Annotated in this window: 14 protein-coding genes; 2 read left to right on the forward strand and 12 right to left on the reverse strand. The window is 60.8% G+C overall.

The window, feature by feature from the left end; genetic code table 11:
- The 7 genes from ACRESD_RS20005 to ccoN (ACRESD_RS20035) all read right to left on the reverse strand — a co-directional run.
- Nucleotides 1–171, reverse strand: a 171-nt coding sequence (locus ACRESD_RS20005) for a cbb3-type cytochrome oxidase subunit 3 (RefSeq protein ID WP_431752493.1), incomplete at its 3' end; no start/stop codon positions are given.
- A gap of 5 nt (nt 172–176) precedes the next feature.
- The gene (gene ccoO / locus ACRESD_RS20010) at nt 177–785 is read right to left on the reverse strand and encodes a cytochrome-c oxidase, cbb3-type subunit II (RefSeq protein WP_003193167.1); all 609 of its coding nucleotides are present in this window, start codon (nt 783–785) and stop codon (nt 177–179) included.
- Nucleotides 785–2,227 carry a cytochrome-c oxidase, cbb3-type subunit I gene (gene ccoN, locus ACRESD_RS20015; protein ID WP_431752483.1) on the reverse strand — a complete coding sequence of 481 codons (1,443 nt, stop codon included), beginning with the start codon at nt 2,225–2,227 and terminating at the stop codon, nt 785–787. The genes ccoO (ACRESD_RS20010) and ccoN (ACRESD_RS20015) overlap by 1 nt, the downstream gene beginning before the upstream one ends.
- A gap of 350 nt (nt 2,228–2,577) precedes the next feature.
- Nucleotides 2,578–3,525 carry a cytochrome-c oxidase, cbb3-type subunit III gene (gene ccoP, locus ACRESD_RS20020; protein ID WP_431752484.1) on the reverse strand — a complete coding sequence of 316 codons (948 nt, stop codon included), beginning with the start codon at nt 3,523–3,525 and terminating at the stop codon, nt 2,578–2,580.
- Nucleotides 3,522–3,722, reverse strand: coding sequence for a cbb3-type cytochrome oxidase subunit 3 (locus ACRESD_RS20025; protein WP_071483007.1), 201 nt, complete (start codon nt 3,720–3,722; stop codon nt 3,522–3,524). Before ACRESD_RS20025 ends, ccoP begins: the two co-directional genes overlap by 4 nt.
- A gap of 3 nt (nt 3,723–3,725) precedes the next feature.
- A complete protein-coding gene (gene ccoO, locus ACRESD_RS20030; protein ID WP_134656962.1) occupies nt 3,726–4,334 on the reverse strand; it encodes a cytochrome-c oxidase, cbb3-type subunit II in 609 nt (202 codons plus the stop codon).
- A 10-nt stretch (nt 4,335–4,344) separates the two neighbouring features.
- Nucleotides 4,345–5,769 (reverse strand): cytochrome-c oxidase, cbb3-type subunit I, encoded by a 1,425-nt coding sequence (ccoN, locus tag ACRESD_RS20035; protein WP_431752485.1) that lies wholly within the window; start codon nt 5,767–5,769, stop codon nt 4,345–4,347.
- Between the two features lie 79 nt (nt 5,770–5,848).
- On the opposite strand from ccoN (ACRESD_RS20035), the gene ACRESD_RS20040 reads away from it, so the two are divergent.
- Nucleotides 5,849–6,541 (forward strand): alpha/beta family hydrolase, encoded by a 693-nt coding sequence (locus ACRESD_RS20040; protein ID WP_431752486.1) that lies wholly within the window; start codon nt 5,849–5,851, stop codon nt 6,539–6,541.
- Nucleotides 6,542–6,643: 102 nt separating this feature from the next.
- Here the strand turns inward: ACRESD_RS20040 and ACRESD_RS20045 are convergent, their stop codons facing one another.
- Both ACRESD_RS20045 and ACRESD_RS20050 read right to left on the reverse strand, forming a co-directional pair.
- Nucleotides 6,644–8,209, reverse strand: coding sequence for a methyl-accepting chemotaxis protein (locus tag ACRESD_RS20045; RefSeq protein WP_431752487.1), 1,566 nt, complete (start codon nt 8,207–8,209; stop codon nt 6,644–6,646).
- Nucleotides 8,210–8,282: 73 nt separating this feature from the next.
- Nucleotides 8,283–9,074 carry a CPBP family intramembrane glutamic endopeptidase gene (locus ACRESD_RS20050; protein ID WP_431752488.1) on the reverse strand — a complete coding sequence of 264 codons (792 nt, stop codon included), beginning with the start codon at nt 9,072–9,074 and terminating at the stop codon, nt 8,283–8,285.
- A gap of 419 nt (nt 9,075–9,493) precedes the next feature.
- Between ACRESD_RS20050 and ACRESD_RS20055 the strand changes: the two genes are divergently transcribed.
- Nucleotides 9,494–10,354, forward strand: coding sequence for a DMT family transporter (locus ACRESD_RS20055; RefSeq protein ID WP_431752489.1), 861 nt, complete (start codon nt 9,494–9,496; stop codon nt 10,352–10,354).
- Between the two features lie 137 nt (nt 10,355–10,491).
- Here the strand turns inward: ACRESD_RS20055 and ACRESD_RS20060 are convergent, their stop codons facing one another.
- The 3 genes from ACRESD_RS20060 to ACRESD_RS20070 form a co-directional block, all read right to left on the reverse strand.
- A complete protein-coding gene (locus tag ACRESD_RS20060; RefSeq protein WP_431752490.1) occupies nt 10,492–11,376 on the reverse strand; it encodes a DMT family transporter in 885 nt (294 codons plus the stop codon).
- 52 nt (nt 11,377–11,428) lie between these two features.
- Nucleotides 11,429–13,054 (reverse strand): methyl-accepting chemotaxis protein, encoded by a 1,626-nt coding sequence (locus ACRESD_RS20065; protein ID WP_431752491.1) that lies wholly within the window; start codon nt 13,052–13,054, stop codon nt 11,429–11,431.
- Between the two features lie 198 nt (nt 13,055–13,252).
- On the reverse strand, nt 13,253–13,505 hold a 253-nt coding region (locus ACRESD_RS20070; protein ID WP_431752492.1), incomplete at its 5' end, for a hypothetical protein.

The raw sequence follows: 13,505 nt of genomic DNA on the forward strand, positions 1-13,505 counted from the left end.
CCTAGAAGCTTGCTCGACGTGCTTGATGGCTTCGGGATCATCCGCAAAAGGCAGCAAGGTCGCGTCTTCAAACTCCGACTTGCGCTTGGGGCTGAACACCCACAACGCCAGGCCGACAAAGGCCACCATCACGACAACGGTGCCCAGGCCACGAATCATCCCGATATCCATGAAGATCACCGTTTGCTTTTGATGATGGTGCCAAGGCCTTGCAGGTAGGCCACCAATGCGTCCATTTCGGTCTTGCCCTTCACGGCGGCGGCTGCACCGGCGATGTCTTCATCGGTGTAGGGCACGCCCAGGGTGCGCAAGACTTCCATCTTCTTCGCGGTGTCCTTGCCGTCGAGCTTGTTTTCCACGAGGAACGGGTACGCCGGCATTTTCGACTCAGGCACCACGTTGCGCGGGTTGTACAAGTGCGCACGCTGCCAGTCATCGGAGTAACGTCCGCCGACCCGGGCCAGGTCTGGCCCGGTACGCTTGGAACCCCACAGGAACGGGTGGTCCCACACGCTTTCGCCGGCCACCGAGTAGTGGCCATAACGTTCGGTTTCGGCGCGGAACGGGCGGATCATCTGCGAGTGGCAGCCGACACAACCGTTGGCGATGTAGACGTCGCGGCCTTCCAGTTCAAGGGCGGTGCGTGGCTTCATGCCTTCGACCGGCTTGTTGGTCACGTCCTGGAAGAACAGCGGAACGATCTGGGTCAGGCCGCCGATGCTCACGGCGATGACCATGAAGAAGGCCAGCAGGCCGATATTCTTCTCGACTACTTCATGCTTCATCAGTGGGCTCCCACAACGGCGATCTTGGCGGCGGCTTCGGCTTCAGCTGGGTCGGCGGCACGCACGGTGCGCCAGACGTTGTAGGCCATGAGGAACATGCCGCTGGCGAAGAACGCACCGCCCAGGGCACGCACGATATAGCCCGGATGGCTGGCTTGCAGCGCTTCGACGAAGGAGTAGGTGAGTGTGCCGTCATCGTTGATCGCACGCCACATCAGGCCCTGGGTGATGCCGTTGACCCACATCGAGGCGATGTAGAGCACGGTGCCGATGGTCGCCAGCCAGAAGTGCGCGTTGATCAGCCCGACGCTGTGCATCTGCGCACGGCCGAACAGTTTGGGGATCATGTGGTACAGCGCGCCGATGGAGATCATCGCCACCCAGCCCAAGGCACCGGCGTGCACGTGGCCGATGGTCCAGTCGGTGTAGTGGGACAGCGAGTTGACGGTCTTGATCGCCATCATCGGCCCTTCGAAGGTCGACATGCCGTAGAACGCCAGCGATACCACGAGGAAACGCAGGATCGGGTCGGTGCGCAATTTATGCCAGGCGCCCGACAGGGTCATCATGCCGTTGATCATGCCACCCCAGCTCGGGGCCAGCAGGATGATCGACATCGCCATGCCCAACGACTGCGCCCAATCTGGCAACGCGGTGTAGTGCAGGTGGTGCGGGCCGGCCCAGATATACAGGGTGATCAGCGCCCAGAAGTGCACGATGGACAGGCGATAGGAGTAGATCGGACGTTCGGCCTGCTTGGGCACGAAGTAGTACATCATCCCCAGGAAACCGGTGGTGAGGAAGAAACCCACGGCGTTGTGGCCGTACCACCACTGGATCATCGCGTCCGTCGCCCCGGCGTAGGCCGAGTAGGATTTGAAGAAGCTCACCGGCAAGGAGGCGTGGTTGACGATGTGCAGCATCGCCGTCACCAGGATGAACGCGCCGTAGAACCAGTTCCCCACATAGATGTGCTTGGTCTTGCGCTTGACGATGGTGCCGAAGAACACCACGGCGTAGGTCACCCACACGATGGCGAGCAAAATGGCGATCGGCCATTCCAGCTCGGCGTATTCCTTGGTGGTGGTGTAGCCCAGGGGCAGGGTGATGACGGCGCCGAGGATGACGGCTTGCCAGCCCCAGAAGGTGAAGGCCGCGAGGCCATCGGAGATCAGTCGCGTCTGGCAGGTTCGCTGCACGACATAGTAGGAGGTGGCAAACAATGCACATCCGCCGAAGGCGAAAATCACCAGGTTGGTGTGCAGCGGGCGCAGGCGGCCGAAGGTCGTCCATGGCAAACCGAAATTCAATTCCGGCCAAACCAGTTGCGAGGCGATGAACACCCCGAGCCCCATGCCAAGGATCCCCCAGACCACCGTCATGATGGCGAACTGGCGGACTACCTTATAGTTATAAGCAGTCGGACTGATTGCTGTGCTCATTCTAAGGTTCCACGGTTTAGGTTTTTTTATAGGTAAAATCGGCCGCAAGTATGTAGAAAGCGAGGGGCCATTGCAACGCAATGGCTGACCTGTATCAATGCGTTCCACGCCAGATTCTGCGCCCTTTCCATGTTTGGCGTAGGGACAAAATCCGAAATGGAAAGCTGATCGAGTGGACAAGAAAATTTCAGGGTCGCGACAGGAGTCGTTGCGTACGCCAGGATCAGTCCGCTGTGCAAGCAAGCGTAGACCCGAATGGCAGGAGGGGAAAGTTGCGCTTTGGATGGGTGCGACACTTGGTCGCGTAGAGCGGTAGAGCTGCCGCCCCAAATTGGGGCGGCAGTCACAAGCTATTGCGGTTGGCTTTCTGGCGTTGCGCCATCAGCGTTGTGGGACAGGCTGTAGACGTAGGCGGCGAGCAAGTGCACTTTGTCATTGCCTTGCAGCACATCTTGCGCCGGCATCTGGCCTTGTCGGCCGTGGCGGATAGTCTGTTGCAACTGTGCCAGGCTGGTGCCGTAGATAAAACCGGCAGGCTCGGTCAGGTTCGGCGCGCCCATGGCTTCCATGCCGTGGCCTTGCGGGCCGTGACACGCCACGCAAGTTGTATTGAAGGCCGCTTGACCTGCCGCCAGATCAGCCGTGCTGTTGGCCGGCAATGGCAATTTGGCCAGGTCGTGACGCACATAGGCGGCGACGTTTTTCACACCGTCCTCGCCCAGTATTTCACCCCAGGCCGGCATCGCCGCGTGGCGGCCGTTCAAGATGGTGGTCTTGATCGCTTCGGCCGAACCACCCCAGCGCCAGAGAGTGTCCGCCAGGTTCGGGAAACCATACGCACCCTTGGCATCCGAGCCGTGGCACACCGCGCAGTTGGAGGCGAACAAGCGGCCGCCCATTTTTAATGCTTGCGGGTCTTTTGCCACGTCTTCCACCGGCATGGCCGCGAATTTGGCGAAGATCGGCCCGAACTTGGCGTCGGCCTTGGCCATTTCCTTGTCCCATTCCTTGTTCTGGGTCCAGCCGTCTTCATAGCCCGGCAGCACGCCTTTCCAATTGCCCAGGCCCGGGTAGAGGATCAGGTAGCCGACGGCAAATACCAGGGTGCCGGCGAACAGCATGAACCACCATTGCGGCAGCGGGTTGTCGTATTCCTCGATGCCATCGAAGGCATGGCCCATGGTCTGGTCGACGCTGCCCTTGGTCTCGCCCTTGCGGGTGCCGATCAACAGCCAGGTCAGGCCGATCAGGCTGCCGAGGGTCAGTACGCAGATCCATGTACTCCAAAAGGTAGTCATGGCCGGGTGCTCCTTGTTGCAGGCTCTTCTTGAGCGTCGGATGGAGAGGGTTCATCAGCGAACGGCAGCAGGCGCGCCTGCTCGAATTCCGCGTTGCGCCGGTTGTTGAACACCCACAGCGACAGGCCGATAAAGGCGATGGCGACCACCAGCGTGCCGAGGCCGCGGATGGTGCCCGCATCGAATTCAAATCCCATGGCTCACCTCTTGCTCTTGATGGCAGTGCCGAGTACTTGCAGGTACGAAACCAGCGCGTCCATCTCGGTCTTGCCCTTGAGGCTGGCGACGGCGCCGCTGATGTCGTCGTCGGTGTACGGCACGCCGAGGGTGCGCATCACTTTCAACTTGGTCTCGGTGTGGCTGCTGTCGACCGGTGCCGTGACCAGCCACGGGTAGGCCGGCATTTTCGACTCTGGCACCACGTTGCGCGGGTTGTACAAGTGCGCGCGGTGCCAATCGTCCGAGTAACGCGCGCCAACGCGAGCCAGGTCCGGCCCGGTGCGCTTGGAGCCCCACAGGAACGGGTGGTCCCACACACTTTCACCGGCCACCGAGTAGTGGCCGTAGCGCTCGGTCTCGGCGCGGAACGGGCGGATCATCTGCGAGTGGCACTGTACGCAGCCTTCGCGGATGTAGATGTCACGGCCTTCCAGTTGCAGCGCGGTGTAGGGCTTCATGCCTTCCACCGGCTTGTTGGTCACGTCCTGGAAGAACAGCGGGACGATCTGGGTCAGGCCGCCGATGCTCACGGCGAATACCATCAGCAGCATCAACAGGCCGACGTTCTTTTCAATCGTTTCGTGTTTCATCACAGACTCCTCAGGCCAGCTGCGCCGTGGTGGCGGCTTCGACTGGCTGCGCAGAACGCACGGTGCGCCAGGTGTTGTAAGCCATCAGCAACATGCCGGTGAGGAACACCGCACCGCCCACCAACCGCACGATGAAGCCTGGGTGGCTGGCCACCAGGGTTTCGACGAAGGAGTAGGTCAAGGTGCCGTCTTCGTTGACCGCACGCCACATCAGGCCCTGGGCGATGCCGTTGACCCACATCGAGGCGATGTAGAGCACGGTGCCGATGGTGGCCAGCCAGAAGTGCGCGTTGATCAGGCCGAGGCTGTACATCTGCTCGCGACCGAAGACTTTGGGGATCATGTGGTACAGCGCGCCGATGGAAATCATCGCCACCCAACCGAGGGCGCCGGCGTGTACGTGGCCGATGGTCCAGTCGGTGTAGTGGGAGAGGGCGTTGACGGTCTTGATCGCCATCATTGGGCCTTCGAACGTCGACATGCCGTAGAAGGCCAGGGAGACGACCAGGAAGCGCAGGATCGGGTCGCTGCGCAACTTATGCCAGGCGCCGGACAGCGTCATCATGCCGTTGATCATGCCGCCCCAGCTCGGCGCCAGCAGCACCAGGGACATCACCATGCCCAGGGACTGCGCCCAATCCGGCAGTGCGGTGTAGTGCAGGTGGTGCGGACCGGCCCAGATGTACAGGGTGATCAGCGCCCAGAAGTGCACGATGGACAAACGATAGGAGTACACCGGACGCTCGGCCTGCTTGGGCACGAAGTAGTACATCATCCCCAGGAAGCCCGCCGTCAGGAAAAAGCCCACCGCGTTGTGGCCGTACCACCACTGCACCATGGCATCTGTCGCACCGCCGTAGGCCGAGTAGGACTTGGTCCAACTCACCGGCAGGGAGGCGTGGTTGACGATGTGCAGGATGGCCACGGTGATGATGAACGCACCGAAGAACCAGTTGCCGACGTAGATGTGCTTGGTCTTGCGCTTCATCACCGTGCCGAAGAACACGACGCCGTAGGCGACCCAGACGATGGCGATCAAAATCGCGATCGGCCATTCCAGTTCGGCGTATTCCTTGGAGGTGGTGTAGCCCAGCGGCAGGCTGATGGCCGCCAGTACAATCACCAGTTGCCAGCCCCAGAAGCAGAACGCAGCGATTTTCGGTGCGAACAGCTGCGTCTGGCAGGTGCGTTGTACCGAGTAGAAGGAGCTGGCGAACAGTGCGCAGCCGCCGAAGGCGAAGATCACCGCGTTGGTGTGCAGTGGGCGCAAGCGACCGAAACTGGTCCAGGGCAAATCGAAGTTGAGTGCAGGCCAGACCAATTGGGCGGCGAGAAAAACCCCGAGCCCCATGCCGACGATGCCCCACACCACCGTCATAATGGCGAATTGGCGGACCACCTTGTAGTTATAGGCGGTACTTAAAGTAGTGTTCATGGTTCCCCATCCACGGTTCAACCCAAGCCAATGCGGCACTTGGGCTGGAGTTATAGGCAGACTAAAAAGCGAGGCAAGCATGGGCAAAGAGCACAAGGCCAGTATTGACGGGGATCAATGGGCGCACTGCGTGCAGGAACGCGGCTGGTTGTGGGATGCCGCGACAGGGTCTATCGCGCGTGAGCCTGCGACCCTGATCCTGGCCCATGGCGCCGGTGCGCCGATGGACTCGTCGTTCATGAACGATATGGCTGCACGCCTTGCCGGGCATGGCGTGAACGTGTTGCGCTTTGAGTTTCCCTACATGGCCCAGCGCCGGGTGGACGGCGGTAAGCGCCCTCCGAACCCGGCGCCGAAATTGCTGGAATGCTGGCGTGAGGTATATGCCCAGGTGCGACGTCATGTCGCTGGGAAACTGGCGATTGGTGGCAAGTCCATGGGCGGGCGCATGGCCAGTTTGTTGGCCGATGAGTTGGGCGCTGATGGACTGGTGTGCCTGGGTTATCCGTTCTATGCGGTGGGCAAGCCGGAAAAGCCCCGGGTCGAGCATCTGGCCGGATTGAAGACGCCGACGTTGATTGTGCAAGGCGAGCGGGATGCCCTGGGCAATCGGATGGCGGTCGAGGGGTATGCGTTATCGCCAAGCATCGAAGTGATGTGGCTGGTGGCGGGGGATCATGATTTGAAGCCGTTGAAGGCTTCGGGGTTCAGTCATGAGCAGCATCTGGAGGCTGCAGCGGTGCAAGTGGCTAAGTTCATCGGCGGCTGTTAAGGCCCCATCGCAGGCAAGCCAGCTCCCACATTTGAATGTATTCACAGATCAGAATCTGTGAACCCAGTCCAATGTGGGAGCTGGCTTGCCTGCGATAGCGATCTACCGGTTGAAGCGCTCTACCAGCGAGTACTGGGTATTGGCGGTGTGGGTCAGCTCTTCACTCAACTGCGCCGAGTTCAGCGCCTGCTCCGAGGTCTGGTCCGCCAACAGCGCAATGGTGCTGATGTTGCGGCTGATCTCTTCGGCAACAGCGCTTTGCTCTTCGGTCGCCGCTGCGATCTGGGTGGTCATGTCGGTGATATTGGCCACCGCTTCACTGATGCCCACCAACGCCTGATCGGCTTCCATTACCCGTGCCACACCCTCTTCGGCCTGGCGATGTCCGGCGTCCATGGTTTGTACGGCGGCGCTGGCGGTTTGCTGCAGCTTGGCGATCAGGGTGTGGATCTGCCCGGTGGACTCCGCAGTACGCTGGGCCAATTGGCGGACTTCGTCGGCCACGACCGCAAAACCACGGCCCATCTCACCGGCGCGGGCCGCTTCGATGGCAGCGTTGAGCGCTAGCAGGTTGGTCTGGTCGGCGATGCCTTTGATCACGTCGACCACGCCGCCGATTTCATCGCTGTCCTTGGCCAGTTGGGTGACGGTCGCGCCGGTTTCACCCACGGCAACGGACAAGCGCTGAATCGCCTCGCGGGTTTCCCCGGCGATGTCGCGGCCACGGCCGGTCAGGCGATTGGCTTCCTGGGTGGCGTCGGCGGTGCGTTGTACGTGGCTGGCCACTTCCTGGGTGGTGGCGGCCATCTGGTTGACGGCGGTGGCCACCTGTTCGGTTTCCACGCGCTGGCGCTCCAGGCCGCTGGAGCTGTTATGTGCCAGCGTGTTGGATTGTGCCGCCTGGTCGTTGAGGTGCTCGGCGGTGTCCTGCAGGCGGGTGAGGCAGGTCTTCAGGCGTGCCTCCTGGCTGAGGATCGACATCTCCAACCGCGCCTGTGCACCACGGCTGTCGGTGTACATCTGCGCGATCAATGGGTCGGATGTGGTCTGTTCGGCCAGGCGCAGCAGACGCTTGAGGCCGCGCTGTTGCCAGCTCAGGCCCAGCAGGCCCAGCGGCACCGACAACCCTGCCGCCAGGGCAAAGCCCCAATGGGAGTTGAGCGACGCACCGATCATGAAGCTCAGTTGGCTGACCAGGATAAACGGCAGCCAGTCCTGCAACACCGGCAGCCACTTGTCCCGTTGAGGCACGGCGGACTTGCCCTGATTGATGCGTTGGTAGAGCGCTTCGGCCCGGCGGATCTGCTCGGCGGTAGGCTTGATGCGCACCGATTCGTAGCCGACCACCTGGTTGCCATCGAAAACGGGCGTCACATAGGCGTTGACCCAGTAGTGATCGCCAGTCTTGCAGCGGTTCTTGACAATGCCCATCCATGGCAAGCCTTGTTTGAGCGTGGACCACATGTGCGCGAACACGGCCGACGGCACATCCGGGTGACGCACGAGGTTGTGCGGCGCGCGGATCAGTTCGTCGCGGGTAAAACCACTGATTTCGACAAAAGCGTCGTTGCAGTAGGTGATGACCCCTTTGGCGTCTGTGGTGGAGATCAACCGTTGCTGAGCGGGGAAGGTACGTTCGCGCTGGGTAACGGGTTGGTTATTACGCATGATTGTTCAATCCGCAAGGCTTTCAAGGGTTGTCGGCCGCTACAGGCTTTTATTTAACTTATTTTTGCAACAATCAGCCGGCCAGCATCGGGTAGGTAAACAACCCGAAGTGAAGCAGGTTCAAGCCAAAGTGCGTGGCAATCGCCGCACCCAAGCCCCCAAAGCGGTAGGCCAGGCCGTAACCGGCGCCGGCGATGGTTGCCAGCAGCACCCACTGCCAGCCTGCGCCCAGGTGGACCAGCCCGAACAGCAACGAGGCCAGCAACAGCGCAAGGTTTTCGCCGTAGGGCAGATGCTTGAAGCGTTGGCTCAGGCCGCCCTGTATGTAGCCACGGAACAACGCTTCTTCCACCAGGGTCACCAGCAGCAGGTTGTTGAGTACCCACAGCCAGGCTTGTTCCGGCCATTTCGGCGCCCAACTGATGATCCCCAGCAATGCTGCACCGCCCAATGCGGCGACCGCCGTCAGGACCAGCGCCAAGGCGGTGGCGTAGATCGACAGGCGCAGCGAACGTCGCGCCACGATCCATGGGCAGGCCAACAGCAGCCAGAAGCCGATGAGGGGTTTGTCCTGGTTCAGGTACATCGAAAAGGGGACTGCATCGGCGGTCAAATGTTGTGGGGCAATGCCGCGCCCATTGTAGAAACCCGGCAACCAATGCATGGCCAGACCCAGGGCCAGCACGATGAACAGACCGTGGCCGAGGTAGCGCGCCCAAGGGGTTCGTTGCTGGCGTACGGCGTACCCGGCGATCAGCAGCAGGGCGACCGAGACGACGGCCAGCAGGCCCAATTGCCCGTAGGTCAAGGCCAGTACGTAGCCGATGGAAAGAAGCGCCAGGTACAGCCAGGGCAGAGTGATCATGGGAAGTCCTTGAAGAAAACTGGGCGGCATTATAGCGACCGGTATTCTTCGCAGGCATGAAAACTCCTCCACGCGAAAGGTGCGGGGAGGTGATTGCAAAATGTGTTTGCGGCTGGTTATAGTCGTCGCGTCTTCATTCCTTCAAAAGATCAGCACATGTCAGCTCCCTCATGCACAGCAGTCGTCGATTCAGCGGTCAACGCTGTGGTCGCGCCGTGCGGGAACCAACAGCCTGTGCAGATCAGTCACTACCCACCTCCTGTCAGCAGCACGCCGGTGTACGCAGTCGTATCACCGCCGGGTGTTGGCATCACGGGCTGATCAGCTGATCGCTGTTCCCCTCTGCCCGCCTGAAAAAAACCATTGAACTTCAGCGTTTGCTGAGTCGGCTTTTTTTTGCCTGATGACAGGTGGTAACCATGTCTGTTTTTTCGAAACAATCCGTGGCCGCGGCGGCCTCGACGAGCCTGTTCGTGCTGCTATGGAGCAGCGGGGCGATTTTCTCCAAGTTGGGCCTGGCCCATGCATCACCCTTTGCCTTTCTGCTGATCCGCTTTGCCATCGCCCTGGTGGGGCTGGTGCTGTTGATACCCGTGCTTAAACTGAAACTGCCGCGTCCCGGCAAGCCGCTGTGGTACGCGGTGGCGACGGGGATGGTGTTGTTGGGGGCTTATCAGATTTTCTATCTGCTGGCCCTGGACCTCAAAGTCACCCCCGGCGTGATGGCAACCATCATGGGCGTACAGCCGATCCTTACCGTGGTGCTGATGGAGCGCCAGCGTTCGCTTAGCCGGATGTTCGGTCTGGGGTTGGGGTTGGCGGGTCTGATCATGGTGGTCTACCAAGGCATTGGCTTGTCCGGCATGTCCCTGGCGGGGATGCTGTTCGGGCTGCTGGCGCTGGCGAGCATGACCTTTGGTTCGATCATGCAAAAGCGCATCACCGACAACCCGTTGGGCACGCTGCCGGTGCAGTACCTGGCAGGCCTGCTGTTGTGCGCGGTGTTTGTGCCGTTCCAGCCATTCCATTATGAACACAGCGCGGGTTTTTATTTGCCGGTGCTGTGGATGGGCCTGGTGGTGTCGCTGCTGGCAACGCTGTTGCTCTATCGCCTGATCGCCCGGGGCAACCTGGTGAATGTGACCAGCCTGTTCTATCTGGTGCCAGCGGTGACGGCAGTGATGGACTACCTGATCTTTGGCAACAAGCTCGCGTTATTGAGCGTGTTGGGCATGGGGTTGATCATCATCGGCCTGGTTTTCGTCTTCCGTAAAAACTGACACCGGCATGTAGTGAGCGGGCTTGTCCCGCGCTGGGTGGCGCAGCCGCCCCAACAAGGATGCTTCGGTGTTTCAGAAAGACCGAGGTGTCTGGGTTTAGGGTGGCTTTGCCACCCAGCGCGGGGCAAGCCCGCTCACTACAGTTTTTTCTGGCGCAGTACCAGCCACAATGCTCCGGCAATCAAGATCCCGCCATACAGATGGGCCATCGACAGCGGCTCATCCAGCAGCAATGCCCCCCACAACACCCCGAACGGCGGAATCATGAAGGTCACCGTCATCGACTTCACCGGCCCGATCGATGACAGCAGGCGGAAGTACAGAATGTACGCAAACGCCGTACACACCAGCCCCAGTCCAAGCAACGATGACCAGACCTGCCAGCCGCCCCAACTGGCCGGAGGGTGGCTGATGGCGCTGTAGGCAAAAAGCGGCAGCAGGAACAACGTGGCCCCGAGCATGCTACCCAGGGCGGCGAGCCGGCTGTCCAGCCCGCCACGCTGATCCAGCCAGCGCCGCGCCAGGAAACCGGCGAAACCGTAGCAAGTCGTCGCCAACAGGCAGGCCAGCGCCCCCATCAACAATTCCAGGTCAAACGCCACCGGCCCGGCGCGCGTCAGCACGCCAACGCCCAACAGGCCCAGGCTGACACCGGCGATTTTGGACGGCGTCAGCTGTTCGCTGAAGAACAGCCCACCGATCAGCACGCCCATCAGCGGCGTGGTGGCGTTGAAGATTGCCGAGTAGCCCGCTGGCAGCACCAGGGCCGCTACCGAGTACAGGGTGGCGGGGATGCCGGAGTTGATCACGCCCAGCAGCAGGACGGTCTTGAACTTGCCCTGGAAGTCCCAGTTCACACGCATCACCGTCAGGATCACCAGCAAACCGGCGGCGGCAATCGACACGCGAAAGAACGCAGTCGGCACCGTGCCGATTTCCGGCGCGATGATGCGCATGAACAGGAAGCTGGCGCCCCAAATGGCAGCCAGCCCCAGCAAATACAGGGTGTCGACAGGTCTCACGGAACACTCCTACCTCAATAAGGCGGCGAGTGTTACATGAGCGCGTGACGGATTACAGGACAAACCGCGTGACTAAACCATTGAGGTCCACAGCCAGGCGCGACAGTTCCTGGCTGGCCGCCGAGGTCTGGGTGGCGCCGGCGGCGGTTTGGGTGGACAGGTCGCGGATGTTCACCAGGCTGCGGTCCACGTCACGGGCCACCAGCGCCTGTTGTTCGGCGGCACTGGCGATCACCAGGTTGCGCTGGCTGATCTGCGAGATGGCGGCGGTGATCTTTTCCAGCGCGCTGCCGGCACTGTTGGCCCGTTGCAGGGTTTCACCGGCGTGTTCGGCGCTGCTGTTCAGGGCGTCGACGGTGCCTTGGGTGCCTTGCTGGATGCCGTTGATCATCTGTTCGATTTCTTCGGTGGAATCCTGGGTGCGTTGCGCCAGGGAGCGTACTTCATCGGCAACTACCGCAAACCCGCGCCCGGCCTCACCGGCGCGCGCCGCTTCAATGGCGGCATTGAGTGCCAGCAGGTTGGTTTGCCCGGCGATGCCACGAATCACTTCCAGCACCTTGCTGATGTCTTGAGCTTGCAGCGCCAGGCTTTCAGCTTTGTTCGAAGCGCCGAGCACTTCGTCCACCAGATTCTGGATCGAGTTGATGGTTTCGCTGATCTGATAGTGGCCGTGCTTGCTGTCTTCGTCCGACGCTTTGGACGCCTCGGCGCTGGACACCGCGTTGCCCGCCACTTCATCCACGGCTGCGCTCATCTCGTTCACCGCTGTGGCGGCCTGCTCGATTTCATCGTTCTGTGCTTGCAGGCCCCGGGTGCTCTGCTCCATCACCGAACTCATCTCTTCGGCGGCGGAGGCCAGTTGCTGCGCCGACTCGCTGATGCCACGGATGGTGGTCTGCAACTGTTGTTGCATGGTGGCCAGGGCGGTGAGCAATTGCGCCGGTTCGTCTTGGCCGTGAACGGCGATGGATTGACTCAAGTCGCCGGCGGCAATGGTGCGCGCCACGGTCAGGGCCTGGGCGATGGGCGCGGTGATGCTGCGAGTCAGCAGCCAGGCCAGTAATAACGTGGCGATCAGCGCACACAGGATGATCAGGCCGACCACCCACTGCGCATTGGCATACACCTGGGCGGCCAAGCCAGCGGCGTCTTTCACGCCTTTCTGGTTGAAGGTGATCAGGTCTTCCAGGCTTTTATTGAGAATCGTGCCTTGGGGCCCGACGCGGGTGGACAGCAGGTCGATAGCGTCTTGTTGCTGGTCCTTGTCGACTAGGTCGACCATCTGGCTGACGAGGCCGACGTATGTATTCACGTTACCCTTGAGCTGGTTGAGCATCCCGCGTTCTTCGTCACCGCTGAGCAGGCTTTCGTGGTGCTTGAGAAAGGCCTGCAGTTCGCTGCGCCGGCTTGCGATCAGGTTTTTGCTGTTGTCGCGAATCCGCGATTCGTCGGTCGTTGCCATGCGCATGGATTCCAGGCGGATACTGGCGATGCAAGCGGCGGCATCGTGAATGTTCTCGATGCTCGGCATCCACGAGTCTTCGATGATCAACGCGCTTTCCCGTAGCTTGGACATCTGTCCCAGGCTAAACAGCCCGACAGCGACCAACAGGGCGGCCAGCACCCCAAAACTCAGACTGGCACGCAGACCGATTCGCATATTCCTCAATGACATCTCAATGCTCCTTGGACGATTAGAACCTGTTCCCGGATCAGTCTTCTGACCTTGTCAGGGTGGGAGAAGGGCGCGCTGTATATCAAAGTGCCATCAAGGTGGTAATCAGGGTTTCCCTTATGCGCTATCAAAACGCTTGCATCGGCTCTAGCACGCTGCACTCAGCGATTTGCCTCCTGACAACGCCAAGCCACGCCGTTACGGGGGCATAGGCTGGGGCGCGGGGCTTTTTGCTGGGTTTACTGACTGGGTGGTCGAATTGTGAAAGTTAAAAATAAATCCAAGCGTTGAATAAAGTTGTACGGCTGCGCGCGCAAAATCATCCTTCTCCTGCCTCGCTTCACTGGCTAAGCTCAGGGCTTCCAGATACCCGTAGAGGTTTCCCGCATGTCGCAGCACGCCCTCGCAATCGCCCGGATGATCCTCGATGGTTTTGATGATTACCGTGAGC

Source organism: Pseudomonas sp. (assembly GCF_050739995.1).
Classification (GTDB): Bacteria; Pseudomonadota; Gammaproteobacteria; order Pseudomonadales; family Pseudomonadaceae; genus Aquipseudomonas.

Coding starts and splice junctions, on each gene's coding strand:
- ACRESD_RS20040 (WP_431752486.1), top strand. CDS start 5,849: ATGGGCAAAGAGCACAAGGCCAGTATTGACGGGGATCAATGGGCGCAC.
- ccoN (WP_431752485.1), bottom strand. CDS start 5,769: ATGAACACTACTTTAAGTACCGCCTATAACTACAAGGTGGTCCGCCAA.
- ACRESD_RS20055 (WP_431752489.1), top strand. CDS start 9,494: ATGTCTGTTTTTTCGAAACAATCCGTGGCCGCGGCGGCCTCGACGAGC.
- ACRESD_RS20065 (WP_431752491.1), bottom strand. CDS start 13,054: ATGTCATTGAGGAATATGCGAATCGGTCTGCGTGCCAGTCTGAGTTTT.
- ACRESD_RS20050 (WP_431752488.1), bottom strand. CDS start 9,074: ATGATCACTCTGCCCTGGCTGTACCTGGCGCTTCTTTCCATCGGCTAC.
- ccoP (WP_431752484.1), bottom strand. CDS start 3,525: ATGACTACCTTTTGGAGTACATGGATCTGCGTACTGACCCTCGGCAGC.
- ACRESD_RS20045 (WP_431752487.1), bottom strand. CDS start 8,209: ATGCGTAATAACCAACCCGTTACCCAGCGCGAACGTACCTTCCCCGCT.
- ccoO (WP_003193167.1), bottom strand. CDS start 785: ATGAAGCATGAAGTAGTCGAGAAGAATATCGGCCTGCTGGCCTTCTTC.
- ccoO (WP_134656962.1), bottom strand. CDS start 4,334: ATGAAACACGAAACGATTGAAAAGAACGTCGGCCTGTTGATGCTGCTG.
- ccoN (WP_431752483.1), bottom strand. CDS start 2,227: ATGAGCACAGCAATCAGTCCGACTGCTTATAACTATAAGGTAGTCCGC.
- ACRESD_RS20025 (WP_071483007.1), bottom strand. CDS start 3,722: ATGGGATTTGAATTCGATGCGGGCACCATCCGCGGCCTCGGCACGCTG.